Genomic DNA, 25,077 nt, shown 5'->3' on the forward strand with positions numbered 1-25,077 from the left:
AAAGGGTTTCCCAACACTCTGAAAAAATACTACCTCCAAATGGAAGGTAGTATTTTTTATTAGTCCGGAAAAACAATTAATCCCTCTTCTTTTTCATCCTGCTTTAAATCTTCTTCTGGGAAGTTTACAGTTGAATTTTTATCCCCTGTTCTTTTTGTTTCTTCACCTGGAAATACGAAAGTTGAGTTTTCTTTTCCTTCATTTTTTTCTACGTTATCTGGAAATACCATAGAATCTTGGGTAGTCAAATCACTATGAAATCCAAGGTTAGACAAAATCGCTCTTAAATCTGGTAAAACCCCTATTTTATCTGATGATGGGTTATTAGACTTTGTGCCTGTATTTGGATTACTTAAAATTGCTCTCAATTCTTTTGGTGTATATGCCTTACCTAAATGTTCTTTAGCAATCCCTTGAATCGATACAGCAGCCCCAGCAATTATAGGCGAAGCGCTAGAAGTACCACGGAAATTAGACGTATAACGATTAATTATGTTCTGATCTGTAACTTTTTGTCCTTTACTATTTTGATTTTGATATGTATCTAATGTATCAACATACTCTCCCCAACCATATACATCAATTCTACTACCATAGTTAGAGAAAGCTAAACGTTTATGAGGAACTCTTGCAGTAGATGCTCCAACTATAATAGCTCCTGAATCTTTAAAGTCTGGACTATTTCGATTTAAAATCTGCTTACCATTACGGTCTTTAAATTCATCTAAATCAACCCCACCATTACCAGCTGCTTCTACAATAATAATGCCTTTATCTGTACCTTTGCGAATTGCGTTAAATATACTCGGGTATACTTCTACTGGTAAAGGGTCATCTCCATATCCATCATATTTAAAGGATTCTTCTAATAATAAAACATCTCCAGCCTGTAAAGAATCTACGGCACTTAAAATAGCATCTCTTACATCGATTCTCCCATTATCTCGGATCACTGAAATTACTTTTGCCTTTGCTTTTGGTGCAATCCCAATATTCCCAATCCCATTGTCAGCTGCAGAAACAACACCTAGAACTGAAGTACCGTGAGAAAGATCATTACTCATTTTTCCAGACATAAATTCAATATTTTGACCGACTAAATCTTCATGATTTAATAACCAACCTTCTTCCAAATCTACAAAAGTTGCTCCCTGGCCATTTCCTCCTTTAATTCCCCAAGCATAAGGAGCATTAATTCCTAAAGGTGCCTCTTCAAGATATCCCTGTCTTGAAAATCTAGGTTCATCATAAGGATTGACTGATAATACAGGCAATCTCGAGCCAGTTGTTGTGTTTATACTCTTATTAGAACGAACTTGTATTTTACTAGAATCGTCATTAGCAGCATGTACTGTATTTGTTACAAATGTCGTACCTACCCCAGCAAAAGCTGTAATTGCAAGTGATGATATTAACATACCTTTAAAATTTTTCATTTTTCCACCTCTAGTTTTCTATTAGAAATAACATATTTAATAATGTGTATGAACCAAAAGCATTTTATCTTATTATAAAAATCAATAGATTTTATAGCTTTTTGATTTACATAAAAACTCCCTTCATTCTTGTAATTCAATATGTACATCTCAAAACAACAAACTTACCGTAACTATTATAGTTACACCTTTATTAATTTTCAACTACGAAATATAAATTTTTAAAAATAAATTTATATTACTTTAAAACAGCACTAACCTTTTACCCACATAAAGTGAAACTTTAATCAGTGGTTTTTTTGCTCATCCCCCACTGATTATTAGCCCTCACCAATCGGGCATTTACGGGCAGTTAATGCGGGATAAAAATGCAAAATATCTATCCAAATTACAGCAATCAATAAGTTTATGGACTACGAAAGAAATACGAAAAAGCAAAGCACTAAGTGCTTTGCTCCTTATAAAATCCCTTTTAACTTTTCACCAATTAACTTCGCTACATACTCATAACCTTCTGGCCCAAAGTGTAATCCATCTTTTTCATCATTTTCTACAAATCTTTTATAATCCCGTTCTTGAATCATTTCAGCGAATACGTTTAGAAAATAACTTCCTGTTTCTCTCGCCACTTTCTCCACCACGTCTGCATATTGACTAAGCACTCTATTTGTTCTATTATGCTGTCTTTCTTCATCAACTGGTGCAGGACTAATCAGTAGTACTTTATCTGATGAAACTTGGTTCACAATCTTCTCTAAGTTTTCTTTATATGCTTGTAATGACACTTGAGAAAAAGAAACTGCATCATTCGTACCAAGAAAAACTGTTACGAAATCTGGTTTATATGATATTACATCTTCTTCAATCCTATTTAACGCATCGAATGTATTATCACCTGGAACACCTGCATTCACTACTTTCCAGTTCGGAAACATCTCTTGCAAACGTGGTGTTAATCTCGGCATTCCATCAAAAAATGTTTCATCAGCTGTAATACTATCTCCAAAACATACTAACGTTTTCATTAAGCTACTCTCCTTTTACGTATGAAACAACTTTCCTTCTATTGCTTTTATATATCTGTCAGCAGAACGTTCAACTGCCTCATTTGCATTTTCTTTTACTACTCGATGAAAAGCGTTGTATAAACGATTAAACTGTAACGGCTTCACTCGATTCACCATTTCTTCCACTTTTCTCGCTGGTAGTGGAATTAAGTTTGGATAGCTGTACATGAAGCTTACCCACCGCTCATCTGCTACAACTTGAATAATATCACCTGTTAACAAAATCCCTTTTCCGTCATTACCTTCTTCCCAATGCAATACAGAACCACCACTAAAATGTCCTCCAAGACGATGTACAGTAATCCCATCCGCTAATTGTAAAGACTCACCAGACCAATAAATAATACGACTACTCGGACGCATCACCCACTCTTTATCATCTTCATGTATATAAATTGGTACATCAAATGTCTCTGCCCATTCTACTTGCGTTGAATAATAATGAGGATGAGACAATGCAATCGCATCTAATCCTCCAAGCTCTTTTATTTTCGTAATTGTCGTTTCATCTAAATACGTAATACAGTCCCACAGTAAACGATATGACTCTGTTTTCACTACAAATGCCGTTTGACCGATTGCAAATCCTGGTTTTGTTGTAATGCTATAAAGTCCACCTTCCTCTTCGATTATTTCATTTTTATATGTATCACCAATTTGTAAGCTTTCCAGTGTCGTCCAAGATTGTCCTTTTGGATTCACATATTGCCTCTCTTCATCACAAATATGACAGCTCACCGGTTCTTCTACACTCGCCGCATACTGCACGCCACACGTTGTACAAACGAAATTTTCCATAATAATTTCCCCTATCCCTATATTTTTATTAAGCTGATTTTTGTTGATAATGATCTGCTTTTTTATTTTCAATTAATAAACTTATAAAAGTAAGTAAATAGACAACTGTAACCGATAACGGAATTACAGTAAATCCTTTTTCTGCAAAAAGAATCCCGCAAACTGACGTTACAAATACAATCCCTACTGACAATAAACCATAGCTTTTACTTTCATAAATCCATACGTACGGAATAAAATGAACACCTATTAACATCGCTACTACAAAAGGTAACCATTCTGGAAATTGAAAATAGGCAAGTAATACAAGTGGAATATTCAATACATTTATCCCACCAATTAAGCCTGCCAAAACCCCTAACGGATTTCCTTTCGCAAACATATCAATTTTCAATATAGCAGCTATCATTAAGCCGAAAGGAAACACACAGCCCATACCGATTAAATATACCCACACCACTTGTTTTTCAGAAAGAACAAATCCCGTTATACTCATAACTATCCAAAATAAAACGCCGGCTAATATAATCGGTAAGCCTCTCTTCGTTTTGATTGCTAAATCCTTTTTCGCTTCTGCAACATTCATCTCACTATCTCCCCAAAATATTTGTGCTATAAAGTAGTCTCAACCTCACCCATCCAATAACGCCAAGCTGCTAAATAATCTTCTAAATCTTTCGGGTGGTGCCGTAAACACCTATCTATACGTAAATATAAGCCTATGACTATTTCTTCATATAAATCACGGTCTTTTTTATGAAATACACATTGTTTCATCGCATAATCGATTGTTTCTTTTGTTAAATTTTCCGGAGTTGAACAAAACGCATACATTAAATCATACATAGGATCTCCTAACACTGGTAAAGGATCAATTACACCGTGCAGCTCATTCTCTTTAAATATAAAGTTATGAAATCCAAGATCACCATGCAATAAAAACGGCTGATTTATTCCAACGTCCCTATTCGCTAACTTAAGAACCGTTCTATACTCTTCTTCACTTATGTAACGTCTTACATTTTCATGAGCTTCTATCACATTTGTTGTTAAAAATTCACTCCAAGATTGAACCGGACTTTCTTTCCATCCCCAGCCATCTACCTCTGTAGCTACTTCATACTTATTGATAACTTCCTTTACAAGTTTACAAAGAACACTCCGTTTATGGCCTAGTTTGCAAGAAGTTGTGCCCTCAAGGAATGAATAAACAATATAGCGATTTAAAGGTTCCTTATATAAAAACTTTGGAAATAATTCGTCCTGTTTATAAAACTGAAGAAAATAACCTTCTTCACGTATGACATCCGATTCATTCAACTTTACAACGTATTGTTCATCTAACAAATATATAGTACTTGTCGTACCCCCGTTTAATGCTTTTACGCTATTTGGATAATGTGAAATAACTTTTTCCTTAACTAGTTGTGCAGTGATTATTGAAATGTCCATTCTCTCACCCTTTAATTCGGAAGATTCCCTTAATTCAAAAGACAACTTTACTATTATTTGACAAACGCAAGGAAAATCCTCCCAACCATCCTAATATAACAAACAACAATTTTATTTTATTACAATGGCTTTCTTCAATATCCCATTTATGATAACGTGATTTTATCACTCTAAATGCTCTTCATATACTCTAATAATTTCTATTGCAGGGTCTATGTCTTGTAATTTATGAGCCAAACTTTCTACACCAAACACTTCTGTAAACGTATGACTGCCTACAATTAAATTAATCCCTTTAAATTTCGCATGTTGAACTGTATATAATGTTTTTTCACCTGTTATGTACGTGTCACACCCTTTTTCTAATGCACGTTCAATCAAATTTGTATTGTTTCCTGCACCGGTTAAAATCGCAATCCGTTTTACTGGTTTATCGTGATTTCTCCAGCTCTTCACTTTCTCTTCCATTTTTTCTTCAAGTTTTCCAACTAAGTTTGAAAAAGGAATCGCTTCTTTATATTCTCCTATTCCCGGTAGTTCTTCTTCCTCATACGTGGAATATTCCAGTATTGTATCTATCCCAATTCCGTTAAATAACGATGTACACGTGCCAAACTTTACAAAATCTAACGGTAAATGAACCCAAAAATGATTCATTTCATATTGCTTCAATTTCTCAATACAAGCCTCTTCCATACCAAATAAAAAACTCCACGGCGCATGATGTGTAACTATCATATCGACTCCATTTCTATACGCTTCTTCAATAGTTTCTAACGTTAAATTTGTTGTGTAACCGATTTTGTGAAATTCATCTTTACTTATATGAGTAAAACCATATTCATCATCGCCGTATTTATGAAGATGCTCTCCAAATAGTGATGTTATATGTTCGTTAAACTGCTTTATATTCATTTTATTTCTCCTTTCATTTACTTTTATATTTCAAAAATAAGGAAATACTAAATAAAAACGTTACATACATATAGGAGGACACCATGAAACCTGAATTTTTAAAAGCTATACATGATGCCATTGGAAATGTTGAACACATTCATATAGAAGAAAGCGGTGCTGACAGCTTACTTATCCATCATGATGATGCACAGCAATTACAACAAGTCGCTAAAACGCTAGAAAATAACAATTTTCGCTCTGCTTTAAGAACAACTGGAGATGCTTCGTATATTGAAGTATTGAACAGATAGTGAAAGTCCGGATGTATGCCGGGCTTTCTTTTTTTATATTGAAACTTCAAACTCTTTCACATACACCGCTGTTCCAGCGATATCTATTTGTAACTTTTCGTTTTCTATCCCTTTCGTTACATAAACGGTTACACGACCATCTTTATTTATTTCCTGTCCTTGCTCAACGATTAAATCCAATTCATGTTCAAAATCTTTCTCTAAATACTCCGCATAATACGCTCCCATTACACCTGAAGCTGTTCCTGTCACTGGATCTTCAATCGTCCCAGCGTAAGCTGATGAAAAATGACGGCCGTGCATTTGTGCTAGTTCATCATAAGTTTCTAGACAAATTGGGTGAATAGAAGCATTAGGTATTTCTTTTAATACTGATGGAAATGCAGCATTATTAGGTTTCATTCTCTCACATGCATTAAGATTTTTAATCGGTACAATTACAGTCCAATTTCCCGTACTTCCATATACAATCGGTAAACTTACATCTAAATCATTTACTTCTAAACTGATACTATGAGCTAATTCTTCTTTTGAACCTGTAAACTCTTTAAACTGAGGTGCTGCCTGTCTCATTTTAATAAAGGTTTCTCCATTTTCATTTACACGTATTTGTATCGGTAAAATCCCAGCCTTCGTTTCAATCGTAAGGTTACTTTTCTCTTCTAATAAACCTTTTTCACGCAAGGCATATATCGTCCCTACTGTCCCATGACCACATAAATCCATTTCAAAACCAGGTGTAAAATAGCGCATTTTTATATGTGCTACTTCTGAAGAAAGAACAAAAGTTGTTTCGTTAAATCCAATTTTTTCAGCAATACGCTGCATTTCCTCTTCCGTTAATCCATCTGCATCTAATACAATACCTGCTGGATTTCCCTTATTTGGTTTATTCGTAAATGCATCGTAATGAAATACGTTTATAGTCTTCATCTTCTTTTCTCCTAATCTACTTTAAAAATTTTATAATAAAGCTCTGTCTCCGTTTTCATCGAACAATTATTTCTCCAAAATATCCTCTGCATCTTTTCATTTGAAGTATGCGTGCTTCCGATGTAATAAGTAGCCCCCATTTCCTTTAACATATGTAAAGATTGAAGATGCATATGAGAAGCAACTCCTTTCCCGCGATAATAAGGCATTACTCCAAAGTAAAATAATCGTCCTTCACTTTCTGTTCCAGTTTCTATATGCGGTATGGACATACCAATTGGCTCAGTTTTATCATAAAAAACAATACATGACTTTTCCCAACCCTTACCTAACTCTGTTTGCACGGAATAAAAATGTTCATCGATAGTTAAAATTGAAGTTTGATTCCCTGACCCCGACATACATTGTTCCCAAATATATTTAAATTCTTTTTCCGATAACGTTCCTTCTGCTATTGATCGATATGTATATTGTTTTTCAACCATCTCTACATTGTTTAACTCCCTACACACTTCTATCTTTGCTGCATGTAAAGAAAAACCCGCATCAAGTAACACTTTTGCACTTGTGTTATAACTACTAAACCTTTTGTTTAAGACAATACTTGCTCTTTTTAACTCCCAATTAAAACAAACCTCTTCAAATCTACTTATCTTTTCTTTATATGTTTGTACGTTATACAAAACATCTTCTTCTATTTCTTCAATTGTCACTGCATTTGGTAAGCCATTTAATACTTTTTTAGAAGGACCAAATAAGTTTTTAATGACTGTAAGATCGTACTTCACCACTTCACCTCCAATCTACAATTTCTATCCGTAATAACCACTCTCATATACTCATCTCCTTATTTTTAAAATAAATAAGAAAATCCATCCACTTACCATTCTCTAATGAAAATGCCTCTCTCTTGCATTCAAATGAAAAGCCTGCGCTTTCCGCAAGACGCACTGATGGCTCATTATCAACATGTATATGTAATTCGATTCTATGAAAATTAAGGCTATTAAAAAATAACGATAACGTAGCGTTTACACTTTCTACCCCATATCCATTTTTCCAATATTGATTATGAATAGAGTAGCCCATCATTGCCCACTGATAATCCATACGTAAAATTTTTATTAGCTCTAGCTTTCCAATATTAGCCCCATCTTCTTTACGAAAAATACCTAATACATACATCTCATCTCGATGTGCTGCTTCATCAAACCCTCTAATCCATTCCGTGAACCATTCTTTTGTTGGTGATGCCATAACTTGATAGCCATCGTCATATTTATACTGCGATGGCAGTCTCTTATTAAATCCATCTAACCAACTTTCGTAATCATCTTTTTGAAATGGACGGATAATGAGTCTATCCGTCTCTACTTCTAATAACGGTAGCTTCATTTACATCTCTTCCTCCAGTAATTGATTGAATATTCTTTGTTATCTTACACGAAATACAAAATCTAGTAACAAACCTTATGCCCATCAACTTAAGAAATTAGTAGTTCCCCAATACGAAAAAAATAAGTCGAATTCTATAATTAACTGTATAAGGGGAAATTTTTCATTTTGAGGTAATTCCAAACCCTTGGCTTGATAACGATGTGACGGTCGCCCTCCTTAGGAGAATTACTTGGATTCACTAATGAAAAAATTGTACAAAAACGTCATTTTAAATAATCAAGTCAGATTATCTATTTCTAACTTGATTATTTAAAATATAAACCTTTGCCCACTGGCTGAACAGTTTCAAGCACAGTGTCAACCATTTCTTCATTAATCAAGGTTCTTATAATCCAAGCTGAGAGGTCTTGAGCAGCAAAACAACCTGCGGCAGTCGAGATATTCCCTTCGTTTACGAATCTTTGTTCAATAACGTCTACATCAAATTCTTTAAGTTGTTCTACTACAGATGGATATGTAGTTGCTTTTTTGCCAGTTAACAATTTTTTAGCTCCTAGTAGTAGTGAACCAGAACACATAGAGCCTATTAATTGTCTTTGAAGATCTACATGAATGCTATTAAGATATTCTTGATTTTGATATAAACCTTGGACCCCCTTGCCACTTGCAAATATTACTGCGTCAGCGGAAGGTATATCAGATATGCTTCCTGTCATGGGGATACGTAAGCCAGACATGGATATATGAGTTTTTTCCGTTCCTAATAGCTGGACATTCCAATCAGAAATACCGCCAACTAAACGTACACGATTTAATAAATCCCATGGTAAAAAAACATCTATATCAGTAAAGTTATCGAAACAGACTATCGCAATTTTCATTCTCTAGCCTCCTAATTATTGAAATATTAAAAACATTTTAATTATAACAATTTCAAGTGGAGGTAGCGAGGTTTAAATTGCCTAATAGCCGAATATCGTTCGAGCGTTACCAAGCTAAAAAATTGCATCAAAAAAACAAAAACGTTTATACTCTCCACTAACAGAAACATTAACAAAAACCCAGTCATGCTTTATACATAACTGGGTTCTCCATCGTTTCATAATTTTCTATTTCACAAGAACTACATCTCGTAATTCCCTCTTCAACACTTTTCCTAAAGCATTTTTCGGTAACTCATCTATGAATACCACTTCTGGTATTTTGTAACTGGCTAATTTCTGTTTACAATACTGAGTAATACTTTCTTCTGTTAATATTGTTTCGCTATCCTTCACAATGAAAGCTCTTGGAACCTCTCCCCAAAAGTCATCTAGAACTCCAACTACTGCAACTTCTAAAACACCATGTATTTCATGAATAACATCTTCTACTTGATCTGGATATACATTGTCACCACCGCGTATAATAACGTCTTTATATCTTCCCATAATATGCAGGAATCCATCGTCATCTATCATGCCAGCATCACCCATGTTAAACCAGTTATCTTTTACTACCTTCTTTGTCGCCTTTTCATTATTCCAATACCCTTTAAACATGTATGGACTTTTCACATGAATCTCTCCAACTTCATTTGTTGTTAGTTCATGTCCTGTTTCCGGATGAACAATTTTCACCTCTACATTTTTCAAGGTTTTTCCTACAGAAGACATCTTTTCTTTTCCCATCATTGGATGCCATGAGGTTACAACCCAACCTTCTGTACTACCATAACCTTGCACCATATATATTCCTTTTTCCATATATTTTTGAATGAGTGTTTCTGGCACTTTTGTACCACCGCTTTGTGCTACTTTAAAGGTTGAAATGTTACGTTCTTTTTTATTTAATTCATCAAGCATGTAACTATAAACAGCTGGGAACGCAAGCATCGTAGTAATTTTCTCTTCTTCAATCTTATCCCAAATAAGAGTAGGATTCGAATCAGCTAAGAAAATCATCGTAACGCCATGATAAATACAATTTAAAATAGAAAGCACGCCACTCATATGGAACAATGGATGCACAGATAAAAAGCGTTCACCTGCTGGAATTTCTCTTTGGCCCGCAATTTCAGCAAAATAATGATGCAAGTTTTTATGTCCAATTACACATGCTTTCGCCTGTCCAGTCGTTCCTGAAGTAAATAAGTAAATGGCATCGTCTTCTTCATGAACTTCTACGTTCGGTTCTGTCGTTGGCTGTTTTTGCAGCTCTAATTCAAATGAACCAAAGCCTTCTTTTGTCGTTTGAATTACATAAGGGATTTCTTTTACAGCATCAATCTTTAATAATACTTCACTAAATTCTTCATCAATAACTAACACTTTTAATTTCGCTTCTTTTACAATCGTTTCTAATTCATAAACAGTAAGCTGATGATTTAGCGGAATAAATACCGCTCCAATTTTTAGACATGCCATCATAACGCTTGGAAATGGGTGATTATTTTTGCATAGTATTCCTATACGCTCTCCTCTTTGCACACCATTATGTAACAAATATTGTGCAAGCTGATTTACTCGTTCATTATATTGCTGAAACGAATATCTTTTCTTTCCCCCTACAAGCGCTTCCAAATTTGGTGATTGCATTGCTCTCTTTTGTAATAATTGTCGCATCGTTCTCAAGTAAAACTCCCCTTTATATATGTTAGGGTTTTTATTTTACCAGATTAACTATTAATTTACTAAAGATTACACTTAGTGAATATAAGAAGAATATAAAATAGCCATTTACTTGTGAAGTAAATGGCTATTTTTCATTATATATTAGAATACTTCTTGTTCATCACATATTGCACATACTCAGGTGCACTTTTATCAATCTCTTCATCACTTAGTTTATATTCTGCACCATATAAATAAAAGGAAGGCATAAATTCCATACCCGTATATAAGCATGTAGCTTGGAATGGTTTCGTCAACTCATCCATTGTAATCCCACTATTTTCATAGTCTTTTTCTAATCCACCTATAGAAATAGCTACACCAAATTCTTTCCCCTTCACTTTATCTCCTTGTGATCCGTACGCAAATCCATATGTTAATACATCATCGAACCACTTTTTTAATAATGGTGGTGTGCTGTACCAGTAAAGCGGAAATTGAAATATATATCTGTCATGCTCTACTAATAACTTTTGCTCTTCTTCAATATTAAACTCCCAATTCGGTGCCACCTTATATAATTCATGCACCGTAATTTCATCTGAATGTTTCTCAAGTTCTTCTATCCATCTTTTATTAATTTTTGATTTTTCAATATGAGGGTGTGCTACAATTACAAGTGTTCTCATCATTTTCCAGCCCCTTTATAAATTAATCAATCCTTTACGTATTAGTATGAATGAGTTACATATAATTGAAAAGTACGTACTTTCAGGTACTATAGGAACCTTGAAGTACCTTTGGAGGTGTTATATGAATCAAAATGATAATTGTCCAATTGCAACAACACTCGATGTAATCGGTGGAAAATGGAAAGTTCATATTTTATGTATTTTGTCGGATGGAAAAATGCGAACAAATGAAATTAAACGAGAAATCCCAAACATTACACAAAAGGTTCTTACACAACAACTTCGGCAACTTGAAGCTGATGGGATTATCTATCGTACCGTATATCAAGAAGTACCACCAAAGGTTGAGTACACCATAAGTGAATACGGAAAATCTTTAATGCAAATAATGAATGATCTGTTTGAATGGGGAAAAGATCATCAGATTAAAAGATTACATGACTAAAAAAACACTATATACTTTGTTTAATCCTCTACGTTCATATTTTTTATTTTTATAAAGTTCATTTTCATCATTTTTTAGCTAACTTGTTTTCTTAGATTGATGGACGTGACCCCACATCCATCAATCTAAAAAGATACAATTAGAAAAATGAGATTTCTATAAAGTTTCGCATATAAACACTACTTCCGCCTCATTAAACGCTCGCTCTACTTTTTCTAATCTCAATTGTACGTAAGCTATAAAGAAGCACCCCTAAACCGAGAATTTTTTCATTATTAGACGCATTAGAACCTAAGGTAATAGTAGGTACATTTAAACCCATAAACCTTCCACTCCATTCTATAGGCATATAAAAAGATACTCCTTAAAAATAAAAAACGCTATTCTCTCTTTAAAATCATAGAAAAGAATAGCGTTTTTTATTTTGAAATAGAAGTCTGTATTTAAACTAAACATGCTAATATTGATTTTGTACGATTGTCAGTTACTTCATAATAAATTTCTAATCCTTTCCGAGTACCTGTAACCATTTTAGCAGCTTTTAATTTAGATAAATGTTGACTAATTGTACTTTGAGGCATTTGTAAATCCCCATACATTGTTGTTACATTAGTAGGACCTTTTGCAAGCATTATTTTTACTAAAGATAGACGAACTGGATGCGCCAATACCTTTAACACCTCAGCGATTTCTTGAAACATTTCTTTTTTTTCTTTCATCCTATTTCTCCCCTTTTATATACATATTTATGTTATCCATATATATAATTCGAAGGTATATGCGTTTTTGTGTCCGTCATTTTAAAAAAATATAAAAAAACTTTAATCCGAAACTAAAGGATTAGCTTAACATAATGTCTCACTATTCATAATGAATAGGAATCTCGTTATAGAAGCAGTAGTTTTTATGCTACAACTCTACATTCAACTAACTAAAATCAATGAAAAAAAGAGCAGATAGTCCGCTCTTTTATGATGCCTCCTTATGTTCCGTGGAATGTTTAACACTCCCCAGTCTCTTTAGTTTATTCCACCCTACCGCTACTCCTCGAAGCGATGAGAATATAGATTTAATGACAACATAAGTCATAAATTGACGATAAATAAAACGTTGTAAAATTAACCATACTAATGGTTTCGGATTTTCTTCCTCTAATTTAAATGCGAACAGAGAAGCGAGAAGATCCATTAAAAAGAATACAAAATAAAATCCTAAAACTTTTAGCGGATTACTACTAAATAGTCCTATAATCATTAATATATCTGCAAAAGGAGCAATGAATTGCAGAACATATTGGAATAACCACATGTTAGGCAGTGCAATAAACCCTAACGTTTTATGTTTTGAATTACACAACGCTTTTCGATGTTTCCAAAGACATTGAAGTGTACCATATGACCAACGATATCGCTGTTTAAGAAGACTTTTCACATCCTCAGGTGATTCCGTAAAAGCATGCGCTTTTTCTTCATATACAATTCTATGCCCTTGACGTAAAAATGTAATAGTAAGATCGGTATCTTCTGCTAATGTATCTTCGCTTAAATATCCAGATTCAACTACATTCTTCTTGCGCCACGCCCCAATAGCTCCTGGAACGACTGTAATACAATTTAACTCATCAAAAGCTCTACGTTCTAAATTAAACCCTGTAATATACTCAACATGTTGCCAAGTAGTTAACAAATTCCGTCTATTCCCCACTTTGACATTACCTGAAACTGCAGCTACATTCTGATCTTCAAAGTGTCTAACCATTAAAGAAATAGCGTCTTGCGCAATAATAGTATCCGCATCTAAAGTGACAATGATTTCTCCTCGCGATTGTTGAAACCCTAGGTTCATTGCCGATGATTTCCCGCCATTTTCTTTCTGAATGAAACGAACTTTAGGGTGTTTATAAAATGTTTCTTTCATTACTTTTGACGTACCATCTGTCGATCCGTCATCCACAACAATAACTTCAAATTCTCTATAATTACTATTCAAAATTGAGTGAATCGTCTTGGCTATCACCTTTTCTTCATTATATGCCGCTATGACAACACTAACAAAAGGTTGATAAGACGAATTAATATAGCGAGATAACGTTTTTCTTTTCTGCTTCCATGCAAAATAAATTAAGAATAAAAATCGAAAAATCCCTAATCCAATAGCAATATAAAAAATAGTAGTTAATATATGCTTAAAATATCCGGCTCCTGAAAAGACAGCTTTATTGTAAAGTAAATATTGCTTCCCCTCAGAAGAAACAGGAGGCATAATTTCATCTCGCTCTTTATTCATTAAATCTGAAATTGTTACAAAACTATATCCATGCTTTTTTAGGTCTTTAATAATGATCGGGAGCGCCTCTACTGTATGTGTACGATTCCCTCCTGCATCATGGAGAAGAATAACATTTCCCTCTTCCTTATAAACAGGATTAAGAGCACGCTTTACTAATTCATTTGTTGATGGTGTTGCCCAGTCTTCAGGATCAACTTTTTCCGCTACCATTGTATAGTTCATATTTTGTGCACGTAAAATAGGCAATATTTCATTTGCTGAATCCGGGTTAGCATCTGCTTCATATGGAGGTCTAAATAAAACCGTAGAATGTCCAGTTACTTCCTGAATTAAACGTTGCGTCGTATTAAGTTCTACTTTCGTTCGTAGTAAAGACGTATCAGCTATGTTAGGATGCTTGAAAGTATGATTGCCAATTTCATGCCCCTCATCGTATATTCTTTTTACAATACTAGTATTTAGTTGCGCGTTTTCACCAAGTACAAAAAAAGCAGCTTTTATTTGATTCTCTTTTAATATATCTAATATTTCTGGCGTATATTTCGGGTCTGGTCCATCATCAAATGTTAATACTACTTGTTTTCCATTTGGTTTTCCATATCGTTGCACTTCATATGCAGATGGTAAGGATTGATATACTTCATCTGTAAGGTAACCATCTTTGCCTACTTTAAAATCTCTCAATCCATTTTTTCTTTCATTCTCAATCTGTAAAATTTCACCTTGTCCGGAATAATTTACTTCATCTAAACTATTGATTTTATGTAATACATTAGGATTTTTTTGTACCTCAATAGGATTTTTTAAAACTTTCCATATTGTAGGGTCTTCTGCTCCTAATCTCCATAACGCAAATCCCTTTGCATTATTGTCCATTGCGATTTTCACTTGATTATAAAGAGTTACACCGTCTAAGAACCAAGCAGTATGTTCTTTCCCTTCTGTTTTATACCTAAAATAAGGGTTTCCACTCATCTTATCCCATTGAATTTTCATATTTGAATCATGAGCCATTGCCATAACTTCTGAGAAAGTTAAAGACTTCGCAGCTTCTTTACTATTTACTTCCCAATCATATCCATAGTTACCGAAAGCAACTATAAGCTTATTAGACGGAATATTCAGTTCTTTTAATGTATGTTGGAACCATTTATTTGAAGAAATTGGTCCTGGTTCCCCGGCTCCATAGTGCTCATCGTACATCATTACAATTATTCGATCTATTATTTTTGCTAACGCACTATAATCAAAAGCCTTATCATTAGCTGGAACATCTTGTGTAACGAGCAAATCATGTTGATGAAATTCCGTAGTAAGTTCTTTCATAAAATTTGTTAAGTTTTCTCTATCACTTTCAGGTACGGCCTCAAAGTCAATATTAATTCCTGAAAAATGATTCTTTTTAACTTGGCTTACTAAATCATTAATAAACTTTGTCTTTACATCATTTGAGGAATTCAGTAACTTATGAATTAGCCCACTATCAGGACCAGAAGCTTCCTCAGTATAGTTAGTAAGCAAAGGCATAATCTTCACTTGATTTTTTTCTGCCAACTTTACTATCTCAGGTTTGATCTCACTTCTAATCGTTAAATCTGCTTTTAAATGATACCACTCTGGTACTAACGTAGTTAAGGAATCGATATTTTCTTTTAAAGAAGCGGTACTATTTTCATCCCAGTTTACATAAAAACCATACACTTCTTTAGGTTGGTTACTATCCTTCGGCGGATTCACCAAATTTTTATTATCCTTCGTTTCGGTATTTGGGTTAAATTCTTCCTTCTTTAACTGCTGATCACTAAGTTTTTGATTAATTGGTACAAGTTTAGTATCTTGTTGTACAGCGGTATTCATATTTGGAATTTCTGGTGTTGAAAAAATACTTTGAAAGAAAAAATAAAATACAACACCTACACTAACTATTGAGGTACATAGAAACCAAATAAAGGCTATGTTTCTCCTTCCTTTCGGATCATAAAAAACAGGTTTTTCTTTATCTTTCTCTTGTTGAATGTTTTTCTCCATTATATTTTTCACATACTCCTTCTTAATAGAACTATAAAATAATAAAGTGCAACTTTAATCAGCCCTCACCAATTGGGCATTTACAAGCAGCCCAACTCCCACCTAACTTCTTTGCTCCAGCCAAATTTTGAGATGGGAGTTTTACTGCCCACAATAGCGAGAGAAATCCTTTTAGCTTTGAAATGAATCTCTCACTTCCAGATTCTATTGATTCTTCTTTTCATTCCCTTGCTGGTGGCCTCTATTTTCTTGTTGAGACCCCCTACCGTTGTTCCCTTGCTCGTTTCCATCATTTTCTTTCTGGGATCCTCTTCCATTGTTCCCTTGCTCGTTTCCGTTATTTCCCTGTTGAGATCCTCTTCCGTTGTTCCCTTGCTGATTCCCATTATTTCCTTGTTGAGAATCTCTTCCATTGTTCCCTTGCCCATTTCCATTATTCCCTTGTTGAGGCCCTCTTCCATTGTTCCCTTGCTCGTTTCCGTTATTTCCCTGTTGAGATCCTCTTCCGTTGTTCCCTTGCCCATTTCCATTATTTCCTTGTTGGGATCCTCTTCCGTTGTTCCCTTGCCCATTTCCATTATTCCCTTGTTGGGATCCTCTTCCGTTGTTCCCTTGCTGATTCCCATTATTTCCTTGTTGTGATTCTCTACTGTTATTCTCCTGTTGATTCCCTCTATTTTCTTGCTGTGATCCTCTTCCATTGTTTTCTTTTATTTGCTTCGATGGCTGTTCCTCTGTTTTCTTTTGTTCTTTCTGCTCTTGCTTTTCATATTTTTTTTCGTCTACAGGAGATAAATCCATTGATGCATCAGGAGATGACTCCGGCTGTGATTGCACCTCTTCTTCATTTTCCACCGGATTAGGCGGCGTGGCAGGAGGAGTAAGCGATTTGTTTTTCTCATTCTCTTGCTTTATATAGACACCTGTGCCAATTCCAGCTTTTCTAGCATTCTCTCGTACTTGCATCGTGCTACTTTGATATTCAACTGTAATATGTTTTAACTCATATTCTTTCTTCAATTCTTTCATTGCCTTTTCTAACTGTTGTTCTAGCGCCTTGTCCTTTGCAACAGCTGTTAGCATAACTTGCTTATCATTCGTTAAATACTTATCCTCTTGGCTTTGCTGTATAATAGTACGTACTACTTCTTGCAATTGTTTATTTTCCCATTGCTTCAATTCTTTTAAAATACGCCTTCCATCATCATTACAAGCCTGCAAATCTATAACACGAAAATCCTTCGTTACGCTCACCTCTAAACTTGGATTTATATCAACTGAGACGTAAGCAAATACTTTTTCTTCTGGTTGGTTGTAGAAAAACAGCACTGCAAATAGAAAACAAGCAACAAGTATTGATGCAGGTTTTAAAAAGGAAGGGATCGAAAAATGCGATGCTTTTTGTTCTTGCTCATCAAATGAGATTTCCTCCCCAATCATGCAAGAATCCCCTTTTCTTTTACACGTAATAAACTCTCCATTTGGTGTTAAAACAACTACGCTATGCTTTTTTATATCCATCACAATTCCTTTATTCATCATGCTTTTCCCCTCTTATGTAATCCAGAATATATGTATAGTTGTTTGCAAAAATAATACACATTGCAATAATGTATTTTCTATGTCGTTCCAACGTTTTACGACTCACCCTAACACGCGGTTCAATATGTTTAAGCGGTAACTTTTTCTTTCGGAACAGCTCTTCCATCATTTCCTCTTCTTTTATAATAATTTTCACAATTTCTATTAAGTGCTCACGCGTATCACGATGCTTAGGAGATTCTTTAGCAAGCTCTGAGAATGTGATTTTAAACTCAGCTAGCACACTTTGAAAATGAAGAATTTCCTCCTTACGGTTACTATTTTCCATCTCTTTCATATACTCCGTAAGCGACACTTGCATTTCTAACATTTCCTCTTGCTCATCTTCTTTTAAAAAGACAAAGTTATGTTTAGACTCCTTACGTATATAGTCAATTACATCTCTTTTTATAAGAAGATCAGCAAACGCTAAAAAGGATTTTCCTTTTGTATAGGAATACTGTTCAATTGCTTCGTTAAACGCAAACAATCCAATGCTATATTCATCATCCTGTTCTGTAATATATCGGCGGCAGACAGATGAGATTGATTTTCTAATAAAAGGCTGATACTGTACGATAAATGCTTCTTTATCTTCTTCGTTGTTTTGTATGTTACATACGATATCTTCTATTTTCGGTTTTCTTAAGATCTTCATTACTAAACTCAACACTTGTAATCTCCCAGCCTCCTTCAAATAGCAAAATGGCCACTACACAAGTGACCATTTAACCAGATTTTCTTGGTACTTTTCTTCGGGCTTGTCTTCTTGCTGTTAGTTATATTTTTCGAGTCTAACTTTTCCCAACGTTTTCTTAATGATTTTCCTTTTCTCTCGGCACTAAAGTTAAGTTTATATTTTTATCTACTTTCTTATTTTCTACCGTTCGTTTTGCTTATTCTTTTTCTATTTTATCTGCAATCCTTGAATAACTCTTCTCTATATCATTGGTAATTTCATCCTTTTATTTTGGATACCCACTTAATCTAGTAATTTTATTAATGCTTCTATATTCTTTCCTAGTCATTTTTCTTCTATTTATTTTCTTCACTATACATATTCGGAGGAATACATAGTTTTATGGGGGTCAAAAAATATTTTTATAAAAAAATATATATTTATTTCAAAAATAAAAACCATCAATTTGAAAAAGGATAATCAAATTGATGGTTTTCTTATAATATCTATTAAATTAAGTTGGATTCTCATTATATCTAAAAAAGTACTAGCTATCCTCTGCCGATTTTCTCCATTTTTATCTTTCTTGGTTATCATAATATGTCTTATCTGCGTATTTTCTATCATTTCCTTTTAGATAAGCTAAAATTACTTTTGGATTTTTAAGTAAAGTCCAGTCTCCATATGTATCAAATCTTCTGCATGAAGTTATCATTCCATTTTTAATAGTACCGAATTTCTTATTATTTTTCTTTCCCCATTCTTTTAAACGTTTAGCGAAATCTGCATCTTCTGCCATAAGCATGTTTTCATTAAATCCGTTGATTGCCATAAAATCTTTTCTATAGCACCAAAAAATCCCTACAGATATAGCTCCGTACTTAAAAAGTAAAGGGATTATGATTAACATTGCGGAGAGAAATATTCCTAAAGATATTCTTTCAAACTTCCCATTCACCCCACCACCAATGTATGTACCTGAAGCTAAATATTTATCTACATTAGACAACATAGACTCTGTCATTATGGTATCAGCGTCTATAGTAACGATTATTTCTCCACTAGCTATTTTAGCCCCTGCATTTCGAATTTTAGATAAGTTTTTATCGTTATTTTTCAATGTAATACAATTATAAGATTTTGCTATTTCCTCTGTTTTATCTGTACAACGATTTAAAACAACTATAACTTCCGTTTGCTCTTTATATGCCTCTGATGCCTTTGCAATTGAATCTAAACATTTTCTAATGTACTTTTCTTCATTATGCGCAGGAATTATAATAGAAAACTTCACATCTTTTTTCAAATTAACTCCTGAAGATTCGTTTGTCTCAGTCATAATATTCCCCCCTATTTTATAAGGTAAATATCTACTATACATAAATTATATTAATATTTATTAGGTTATATTATAGAAACTGACGGTAAAGAGGCTCTTACTGTCGACGTTCAAAAGCAAGGCGTATAGCAAGCCCCGTTAAAACACTTGCCATAAGCCAACGCTGTACTCGTAGCCACGTCGGGCGTGTGCCAAACCATTTTGCAATTTTACTTGCTGTACATACAATTAGGAGGTTAACTATAAAGCTAACAGTGATTTGTGTAAGGCCCAAAACTGCACCTTGAAAAAGCAACGATCCCTTCTCTGGATCTTCAAATTGAGGTAGAAGTGATACATACAAAATAGCAATCTTTGGATTCAGAAGATTCGTCATGAGTCCCATCAGAAATAATTTCCTTGGTGGCTCATTAGAAATCGTACGAGGTTTCATAATAGATGTAGCACCAGGTTTTATTGAATTCCAGGCGAGCCAGAGCAAGTAAGCAGCACCTGCCCACTTTACTGCTTCATATACAGCGGGAACAGCAACGAATAGAACTGTAAGTCCAAACATAGTTGCGATTATATAGATTACAAATCCGAGCATGATGCCCAATAAAGAAATAAATCCCGCCATACGTCCCTGCGTAATGGAACGGGAAATGAGGTAAATCATATTAGGCCCAGGTGAACAGACCATGCTAAGCGAAACAATTGCAAAAGCTACCAAGGTACTCAAGCTGACCATAAACCTTCCCCCTTTATGTTACATAAAATTTCCTATTGTACATTTTATCATGATTGAGGAGAGAAAAGATTAATATAAATCGATGCAGCTAAGTAATATTATCGGATCGAATGTATTGTAATCACATACTTCTCATTCTCTTAAGTAAGGATCTAAGAGTACCCTATCCATAGAGCTACTAAAACCACTACAAATAAAGCAAAACAACATGTGATATTTCGAATCCATTTTTGTATATCACCAAAATACCTTTCTATAAATATAGCGTTGATAGTAAGCATAAGAAATAAAACAAAGAAAGGCAGCGAGGTATAGGTCCATTTTTATCTTCATGGCTGGAATTATACCCCTTACCAAACTTCTAAATAAAATGTATAGCTGAGTAGTTACCTTATTTTTCAAAAAAATTCTAATTATTTCTTTTTCACTTCTTCTACAAATTCCCATGTCTCTCCGTTATCTTTTGATTGATAAAGTGCACTACTATCGCCATTGTAGTCTCCATCTGCCCCTTGTCCAACTAACATATTAAAAACCCCATCTTTCTCATATGGCATACTAGGTGAATCAAAAGGACTTATTGTGGACTGTGTATGATCTAATTTCACTTCATGCGGCGGATATTCTACCTTTTTGAAAGATACTCCCCCATCATCTGTGCGATATAACTCTCCTTCATTACCAGAAGGCCTAATTGCTCCTAAAAACCCAAGTTTATCATTTATAAAAGTGATTCCTGATACACTACCAATCCCCCCATTAAATGGGTCTGGATTGATAACCTCCCATGTTTTCCCTTCATCACTAGTCTTGCTTAATGAATAAAAGGCGCTCCCTAATGCTTTATCTGTCATATTTAGTTTATAACCAACTTCTTTCGATAGGAAAAACTGTTCTTTTTCATTCTTTAAATCTTGTTGTTTCTTCTCTTTAAGCATATCTTCTTTTGGAGGCGTCTTTGATTTACTCCAACTTGCGTCACTTATTAAATTATATCTAGCAGGGACTAGCTCTTGCTCTTTTCCAGGGACAAATATAGATACAGTATATCCAATGATATCAGAAGCTGCTTTTTTAAGACTCTGCCCCTTACCATCCTCAGTAATATTAATAATTCCCTCTGTATTGGATCCCCAATTTCTTTTTCCATAATAAATCAACCCATACTTATTTTCATTCCATTTTCTAACCGTTTGCTTAACTGGAATCGCCTTAACCGTTTCAATTAAAGGTTCTACTAATTTATCATCATTATAATCAGGCTTTGCGTATCCGTCTCGTATTATAGTAATATCTTCTGACTTCTTCTTATTATAAGAGATTAAATAAGTTTCTTCTTTCCCATCATCATTTTTCCCATAAACAAATGTATCAAACGCTGTGATTGTTCCATCTGAATGAAATGTAAGATCAAAATCAGTTGCCATATACAATTTCTTTGGCAAAGGATATTTTTTATTTATATCTTCAAAAATACCTTCTACTCCAGACTTATATATATTATTATGTTTAAGTTTAACTGACCTTTCATGTTTTAACTTTTCTATAAACCATGCCAATTTACCATTGTAATTTATTGCACTTTTATAAATCTGCATCCCATAAAATGATGTAATTGCAACAATAATGATAATAGAAATGGATCTCCATGCTATTGAATTTGTTAATTTTTTAGATTCATATTCTCTATTTTTTATCACCCGCATTGTAGTAAATGTAGTTATGGATATAAAAAGTACTATACATAATAACAAAATGTAAATATTATAATTCATTCTTCCGTACTTACAGTATAAGGCCAAATCATAACAAAAAATCCCATATACAATTATTAGTATTGGATTTGTTACTAATGACAGAAGTATCCTTTTTGTATTTTCTCTAAATATAGAAACCACCCCTAATTACATGAATTACTGATATTAAGTATACTTTATTGTAAAGTAACAAAAAAGCCATTTAATCTTGCCGCAAAAAATACAATAGACATCTTTCTATTAAAGCCGTTTACAAATCTAGTTGTTTCATAGACAATGGATTTTTGAGTGAATACTAAAGTTGCTTCATTTATATGAATTACAAATCCAAGCATGATGCTCAATAAACAAAATAAATCCTGCCATACGCCCCTACGTAATGGAATGAGAAATAAGATAAATCAAAATAGGCTCACCATACTAAGTGAAACAAGCGCAAAAGCTAGCAAAGTACTCAGGCTCACCATAAACCTTCCTTCTTTATCTTACATAAAATTTCCTATTGTACATTTTATCCTGATTGTGGAGAGAGAAAATTAATATAAACCGATGCAACTAAGTAATATTATCGAATCGAATGTAGTGTAATCACATATTTCTCATTCTCTTAGGTAAGGACTAAAAATAACCTATCCATAGAGCTACTAAAACCACTACGAATAAAGCAAAGCAACATGTAATATTTCGAATCCACTTTTGTATATCATCAAAATACTTTTCTATAAATGCAGTGTAAATAGAAAGCATAAGAAGTGGCACAATGAAAGTAAAGGATCCCAATTTATCGTTAAATTTTTCATTAGTAAATGTACTTACATGAAGGAATAGAAAAACAAACGTTACTATGAATAGCTCAAATAATCTTTTTTTATTCAATCTGCCACCACCTTACAGCAATTCCCTTTTATTCCATTTTATCAGAACATACTGTGTAGCAGTATATGAATATTATATTCATTTCAAAAAGGCCAACAATACAAGATCGTTAGCCTCTAATTTCCATATTCGCACCTTTTATCACTTTACTTCCTAACAACAGGAATCCACATTTCACCAAATACTAAGCCATTTCTCTGCCCCATCTCAACCGTTGTATTCGGTCCACCAACATAGGCAAAATCCTTTGCTTCTGGTAAAGCTTGACCGAAGGCGATGCCAGTAAGCTTATTACTTAGCTCTTCAGCCGTTTTGTCTTCCCCTTTCACTACTAAGTATTCTCCCCTCGGAAACTGAATCACTCTAGATTCTTCTTCTATTTGTGCTTCTGTCATGACACCCGCATAATACATCATTTTGTTATTCACCGCTTCGCTCACGGAAAAAATGTATTCATTTGTAGCTAAAGCTTTTAAAGTGTCCAGCCTTCCATCTTCTTTAACAGCCGACCAAAAGTCTTCCTTTTCTTTATTTATTCCAGCAAAGTCTGTGTATTCACTCTTAATTTCAGTTCCAATACCTAACACAATAAAGCTATCTTTTTCTTCTATAGTATAATTTTTCATATTCAAAACCTGCCTCTTTTTTTATTAATCAAACGATTTATCTTTTCATCTGATACGTTTATAATACCTTTAAACCATGTCAAAAAATGATACTGTTTAGGAGACCAAAATGAAAAAAGTTGAACGGATTAATACAATTATGCGGTATATCAACAACCGCTCTCACTTTACAATTTCTGAAATTATACAAGAATTTAACATATCACGGTCGACAGCTATTAGAGACATTAGAGAAATTGAAGCTATGGGAATGCCACTTGTCGCTGAAGTTGGGAGGACCGGGGGATATTTTGTTATGCACAACTCTATCCTGCCCGTTGTTCGCTTTACTGATAATGAAGTGAAAGCTCTTTTTATTGCCTTTATGGCTACGAGGAATCAACAACTTCCCTACCTAAAGAGTCGTCAATCTTTAGCCGAAAAACTACTAGGACTCATCTCAGAAACCCAGCAAGATGATCTCGTTCTTTTAAATCAACTCTTGCTTTTCCAAGGGACTAACCCTCATAATCCCGATCTCCTTGAGCTTTCTGATCTCCCCCATCCTATGTTAGAAAAACTCATTCAAATCCTTCTTTTGGATAACCATTTATTGATTACTATGAAAGAAGATGAAGAAATCAAGTCTTATCCAATTTATCTATTGCACCTTTATCAAGAAAAAAGCCATTGGATCATTGAAGGGTTTGACTTAAAAAAAGAAAAGAAGATAATGTTTCCTGTCGATGACCTCACCAATATCGAACCATACACGACGAAAAAAAGGCTAAATAAGAAAAAGATTTTAGAAAAACTAAGTAAGAAGGACGAAATAATCAACTTGGTACTTGAACTTGGACCAAAAGCAATTGCCCAGTTCAAAAAATACCATCCTTTAAAAATTTCAATATCTTATACTAATCCTTACCAATCCACAGCCATTTTAAAAACTTTTATCAATATTAACAATCCCGATGAAGTGACGGAAATAATAAATTGGCTGCTTTTTCTAGGGAAGGATATTAAAATCAAAGAAATACCCGATGAAGTATTAGCAGATTTAAAAAAACGAGTGTGCTTATACATTCCATAAGCAGTGAGCCTCAAATATTAAACTTTATCACTGGACAATTATCCTATTTTTAAATACCATTTCATTTACTACAATGAGAG

The 25,077-nt window shown here is 34.0% G+C and carries 25 protein-coding genes and 1 pseudogene; 3 read left to right on the forward strand and 23 right to left on the reverse strand.

The annotated features are described in order from the left end of the window. Positions 1-59 precede the first annotated feature (59 nt). The 6 genes from RT27_RS12075 to RT27_RS12100 all read right to left on the reverse strand — a co-directional run bounded on the left by RT27_RS12075 (position 60) and on the right by RT27_RS12100 (position 5,668). Positions 60-1,436: a S8 family peptidase gene (locus RT27_RS12075; protein ID WP_043936298.1), complete on the reverse strand. Its 1,377-nt coding sequence runs from the start codon at positions 1,434-1,436 to the stop codon at positions 60-62. Between the two features lie 458 nt (positions 1,437-1,894). Further along, positions 1,895-2,461 (reverse strand): SGNH/GDSL hydrolase family protein, encoded by a 567-nt coding sequence (locus RT27_RS12080; RefSeq protein ID WP_029442875.1) that lies wholly within the window; start codon positions 2,459-2,461, stop codon positions 1,895-1,897. A 15-nt stretch (positions 2,462-2,476) separates the two neighbouring features. Next, positions 2,477-3,301 carry an MBL fold metallo-hydrolase gene (locus RT27_RS12085; RefSeq protein ID WP_029442876.1) on the reverse strand — a complete coding sequence of 275 codons (825 nt, stop codon included), beginning with the start codon at positions 3,299-3,301 and terminating at the stop codon, positions 2,477-2,479. A 28-nt stretch (positions 3,302-3,329) separates the two neighbouring features. After that, positions 3,330-3,887 carry a hypothetical protein gene (locus RT27_RS12090; RefSeq protein WP_001099745.1) on the reverse strand — a complete coding sequence of 186 codons (558 nt, stop codon included), beginning with the start codon at positions 3,885-3,887 and terminating at the stop codon, positions 3,330-3,332. A 26-nt stretch (positions 3,888-3,913) separates the two neighbouring features. Further along, positions 3,914-4,753 (reverse strand): aminoglycoside phosphotransferase family protein, encoded by an 840-nt coding sequence (locus RT27_RS12095; RefSeq protein ID WP_043936299.1) that lies wholly within the window; start codon positions 4,751-4,753, stop codon positions 3,914-3,916. Between the two features lie 165 nt (positions 4,754-4,918). Continuing rightward, positions 4,919-5,668, reverse strand: a complete 750-nt coding sequence (locus tag RT27_RS12100; RefSeq protein ID WP_001022440.1) for a Nif3-like dinuclear metal center hexameric protein — start codon at positions 5,666-5,668, stop codon at positions 4,919-4,921. An 83-nt stretch (positions 5,669-5,751) separates the two neighbouring features. Between RT27_RS12100 and RT27_RS12105 the strand changes: the two genes are divergently transcribed. Beyond that, positions 5,752-5,961, forward strand: coding sequence for a hypothetical protein (locus RT27_RS12105; protein WP_001992924.1), 210 nt, complete (start codon positions 5,752-5,754; stop codon positions 5,959-5,961). A gap of 33 nt (positions 5,962-5,994) precedes the next feature. Here RT27_RS12105 and RT27_RS12110 read toward each other — a convergent pair whose 3' ends face one another. The 6 genes from RT27_RS12110 to RT27_RS12135 all read right to left on the reverse strand — a co-directional run bounded on the left by RT27_RS12110 (position 5,995) and on the right by RT27_RS12135 (position 11,572). Beyond that, positions 5,995-6,894 carry a PhzF family phenazine biosynthesis isomerase gene (locus RT27_RS12110; protein ID WP_043936303.1) on the reverse strand — a complete coding sequence of 300 codons (900 nt, stop codon included), beginning with the start codon at positions 6,892-6,894 and terminating at the stop codon, positions 5,995-5,997. An 11-nt stretch (positions 6,895-6,905) separates the two neighbouring features. After that, entirely contained in the window at positions 6,906-7,682 is a 777-nt protein-coding gene (locus RT27_RS12115; RefSeq protein ID WP_043936304.1) for a GNAT family N-acetyltransferase, read from the reverse strand. Between the two features lie 43 nt (positions 7,683-7,725). Continuing rightward, complete coding sequence (locus RT27_RS12120) at positions 7,726-8,289, reverse strand: GNAT family protein (protein WP_016080834.1); 564 nt, start codon at positions 8,287-8,289, stop codon at positions 7,726-7,728. Between the two features lie 308 nt (positions 8,290-8,597). Next, on the reverse strand, positions 8,598-9,173 hold the full coding sequence (locus RT27_RS12125) for a DJ-1/PfpI family protein (protein ID WP_029442882.1): 576 nt from the start codon (positions 9,171-9,173) through the stop codon (positions 8,598-8,600). A gap of 228 nt (positions 9,174-9,401) precedes the next feature. Beyond that, the gene (locus tag RT27_RS12130) at positions 9,402-10,904 is read right to left on the reverse strand and encodes a class I adenylate-forming enzyme family protein (RefSeq protein ID WP_043936307.1); all 1,503 of its coding nucleotides are present in this window, start codon (positions 10,902-10,904) and stop codon (positions 9,402-9,404) included. Positions 10,905-11,038: 134 nt separating this feature from the next. Then, on the reverse strand, positions 11,039-11,572 hold the full coding sequence (locus RT27_RS12135) for an NAD(P)H-dependent oxidoreductase (protein ID WP_016080832.1): 534 nt from the start codon (positions 11,570-11,572) through the stop codon (positions 11,039-11,041). 124 nt (positions 11,573-11,696) lie between these two features. Between RT27_RS12135 and RT27_RS12140 the strand changes: the two genes are divergently transcribed. Continuing rightward, the gene (locus RT27_RS12140) at positions 11,697-12,020 is read left to right on the forward strand and encodes a helix-turn-helix domain-containing protein (protein WP_001072980.1); all 324 of its coding nucleotides are present in this window, start codon (positions 11,697-11,699) and stop codon (positions 12,018-12,020) included. A 193-nt stretch (positions 12,021-12,213) separates the two neighbouring features. Here RT27_RS12140 and RT27_RS35220 read toward each other — a convergent pair whose 3' ends face one another. From RT27_RS35220 to RT27_RS12190, 11 genes and pseudogenes are all read right to left on the reverse strand, one after another. Further along, entirely contained in the window at positions 12,214-12,369 is a 156-nt protein-coding gene (locus RT27_RS35220; protein WP_016080830.1) for a hypothetical protein, read from the reverse strand. 94 nt (positions 12,370-12,463) lie between these two features. Next, positions 12,464-12,739, reverse strand: a complete 276-nt coding sequence (locus RT27_RS12145; RefSeq protein WP_000660066.1) for a metalloregulator ArsR/SmtB family transcription factor — start codon at positions 12,737-12,739, stop codon at positions 12,464-12,466. 250 nt (positions 12,740-12,989) lie between these two features. After that, positions 12,990-16,337, reverse strand: a complete 3,348-nt coding sequence (locus tag RT27_RS12150) for a glycosyltransferase (RefSeq protein ID WP_043936308.1) — start codon at positions 16,335-16,337, stop codon at positions 12,990-12,992. 204 nt (positions 16,338-16,541) lie between these two features. Then, a complete protein-coding gene (locus tag RT27_RS12155) occupies positions 16,542-17,879 on the reverse strand; it encodes an anti-sigma factor domain-containing protein (protein ID WP_043936309.1) in 1,338 nt (445 codons plus the stop codon). Further along, positions 17,869-18,591: an RNA polymerase sigma factor SigI gene (gene sigI, locus RT27_RS12160; RefSeq protein ID WP_002082432.1), complete on the reverse strand. Its 723-nt coding sequence runs from the start codon at positions 18,589-18,591 to the stop codon at positions 17,869-17,871. Before sigI ends, RT27_RS12155 begins: the two co-directional genes overlap by 11 nt. A 583-nt stretch (positions 18,592-19,174) precedes the next feature. Beyond that, positions 19,175-19,936 carry a glycosyltransferase gene (locus RT27_RS12165; RefSeq protein ID WP_029442884.1) on the reverse strand — a complete coding sequence of 254 codons (762 nt, stop codon included), beginning with the start codon at positions 19,934-19,936 and terminating at the stop codon, positions 19,175-19,177. Between the two features lie 97 nt (positions 19,937-20,033). Then, entirely contained in the window at positions 20,034-20,666 is a 633-nt protein-coding gene (locus tag RT27_RS12170) for a LysE family translocator (protein WP_029442885.1), read from the reverse strand. 152 nt (positions 20,667-20,818) lie between these two features. Continuing rightward, positions 20,819-20,965 (reverse strand): annotated as a pseudogene (locus tag RT27_RS33270) (DUF3963 domain-containing protein); the annotation flags it as partial. 114 nt (positions 20,966-21,079) lie between these two features. Then, on the reverse strand, positions 21,080-22,564 hold the full coding sequence (locus RT27_RS12175; protein ID WP_082044854.1) for a glycosyl hydrolase: 1,485 nt from the start codon (positions 22,562-22,564) through the stop codon (positions 21,080-21,082). A 477-nt stretch (positions 22,565-23,041) separates the two neighbouring features. Continuing rightward, positions 23,042-23,299 carry a DUF3963 domain-containing protein gene (locus RT27_RS12185; RefSeq protein ID WP_043936311.1) on the reverse strand — a complete coding sequence of 86 codons (258 nt, stop codon included), beginning with the start codon at positions 23,297-23,299 and terminating at the stop codon, positions 23,042-23,044. A gap of 146 nt (positions 23,300-23,445) precedes the next feature. After that, positions 23,446-23,925, reverse strand: coding sequence for a GyrI-like domain-containing protein (locus RT27_RS12190; RefSeq protein ID WP_003309742.1), 480 nt, complete (start codon positions 23,923-23,925; stop codon positions 23,446-23,448). Between the two features lie 109 nt (positions 23,926-24,034). Between RT27_RS12190 and RT27_RS12195 the strand changes: the two genes are divergently transcribed. After that, the gene (locus RT27_RS12195) at positions 24,035-24,997 is read left to right on the forward strand and encodes an HTH domain-containing protein (RefSeq protein WP_043936312.1); all 963 of its coding nucleotides are present in this window, start codon (positions 24,035-24,037) and stop codon (positions 24,995-24,997) included. Positions 24,998-25,077 lie beyond the last annotated feature (80 nt).

The sequence above is a fragment of the Bacillus sp. L_1B0_5 genome, assembly GCF_000836715.1.
Taxonomy (GTDB): Bacteria; Bacillota; Bacilli; order Bacillales; family Bacillaceae_G; genus Bacillus_A; species Bacillus_A thuringiensis_S.

What these genes read in the sequence shown, in the direction of transcription:
- RT27_RS12145 (WP_000660066.1), bottom strand. Translation starts at nt 12,739, where the DNA reads ATGAAAGAAAAAAAAGAAATGTTTCAAGAAATCGCTGAGGTGTTAAAG.
- RT27_RS12135 (WP_016080832.1), bottom strand. Translation starts at nt 11,572, where the DNA reads ATGAGAACACTTGTAATTGTAGCACACCCTCATATTGAAAAATCAAAA.
- RT27_RS12150 (WP_043936308.1), bottom strand. Translation starts at nt 16,337, where the DNA reads ATGGAGAAAAACATTCAACAAGAGAAAGATAAAGAAAAACCTGTTTTT.
- RT27_RS12090 (WP_001099745.1), bottom strand. Translation starts at nt 3,887, where the DNA reads ATGAATGTTGCAGAAGCGAAAAAGGATTTAGCAATCAAAACGAAGAGA.
- RT27_RS12100 (WP_001022440.1), bottom strand. Translation starts at nt 5,668, where the DNA reads ATGAATATAAAGCAGTTTAACGAACATATAACATCACTATTTGGAGAG.
- RT27_RS12140 (WP_001072980.1), top strand. Translation starts at nt 11,697, where the DNA reads ATGAATCAAAATGATAATTGTCCAATTGCAACAACACTCGATGTAATC.
- RT27_RS12170 (WP_029442885.1), bottom strand. Translation starts at nt 20,666, where the DNA reads ATGGTCAGCTTGAGTACCTTGGTAGCTTTTGCAATTGTTTCGCTTAGC.
- RT27_RS12195 (WP_043936312.1), top strand. Translation starts at nt 24,035, where the DNA reads ATGAAAAAAGTTGAACGGATTAATACAATTATGCGGTATATCAACAAC.
- RT27_RS12165 (WP_029442884.1), bottom strand. Translation starts at nt 19,936, where the DNA reads ATGACTGAGACAAACGAATCTTCAGGAGTTAATTTGAAAAAAGATGTG.
- RT27_RS12120 (WP_016080834.1), bottom strand. Translation starts at nt 8,289, where the DNA reads ATGAAGCTACCGTTATTAGAAGTAGAGACGGATAGACTCATTATCCGT.
- RT27_RS12080 (WP_029442875.1), bottom strand. Translation starts at nt 2,461, where the DNA reads ATGAAAACGTTAGTATGTTTTGGAGATAGTATTACAGCTGATGAAACA.
- RT27_RS12110 (WP_043936303.1), bottom strand. Translation starts at nt 6,894, where the DNA reads ATGAAGACTATAAACGTATTTCATTACGATGCATTTACGAATAAACCA.
- RT27_RS35220 (WP_016080830.1), bottom strand. Translation starts at nt 12,369, where the DNA reads ATGCCTATAGAATGGAGTGGAAGGTTTATGGGTTTAAATGTACCTACT.
- RT27_RS12155 (WP_043936309.1), bottom strand. Translation starts at nt 17,879, where the DNA reads ATGATGAATAAAGGAATTGTGATGGATATAAAAAAGCATAGCGTAGTT.
- RT27_RS12190 (WP_003309742.1), bottom strand. Translation starts at nt 23,925, where the DNA reads ATGAAAAATTATACTATAGAAGAAAAAGATAGCTTTATTGTGTTAGGT.
- RT27_RS12105 (WP_001992924.1), top strand. Translation starts at nt 5,752, where the DNA reads ATGAAACCTGAATTTTTAAAAGCTATACATGATGCCATTGGAAATGTT.
- RT27_RS12095 (WP_043936299.1), bottom strand. Translation starts at nt 4,753, where the DNA reads ATGGACATTTCAATAATCACTGCACAACTAGTTAAGGAAAAAGTTATT.
- RT27_RS12125 (WP_029442882.1), bottom strand. Translation starts at nt 9,173, where the DNA reads ATGAAAATTGCGATAGTCTGTTTCGATAACTTTACTGATATAGATGTT.
- RT27_RS12075 (WP_043936298.1), bottom strand. Translation starts at nt 1,436, where the DNA reads ATGAAAAATTTTAAAGGTATGTTAATATCATCACTTGCAATTACAGCT.
- RT27_RS12085 (WP_029442876.1), bottom strand. Translation starts at nt 3,301, where the DNA reads ATGGAAAATTTCGTTTGTACAACGTGTGGCGTGCAGTATGCGGCGAGT.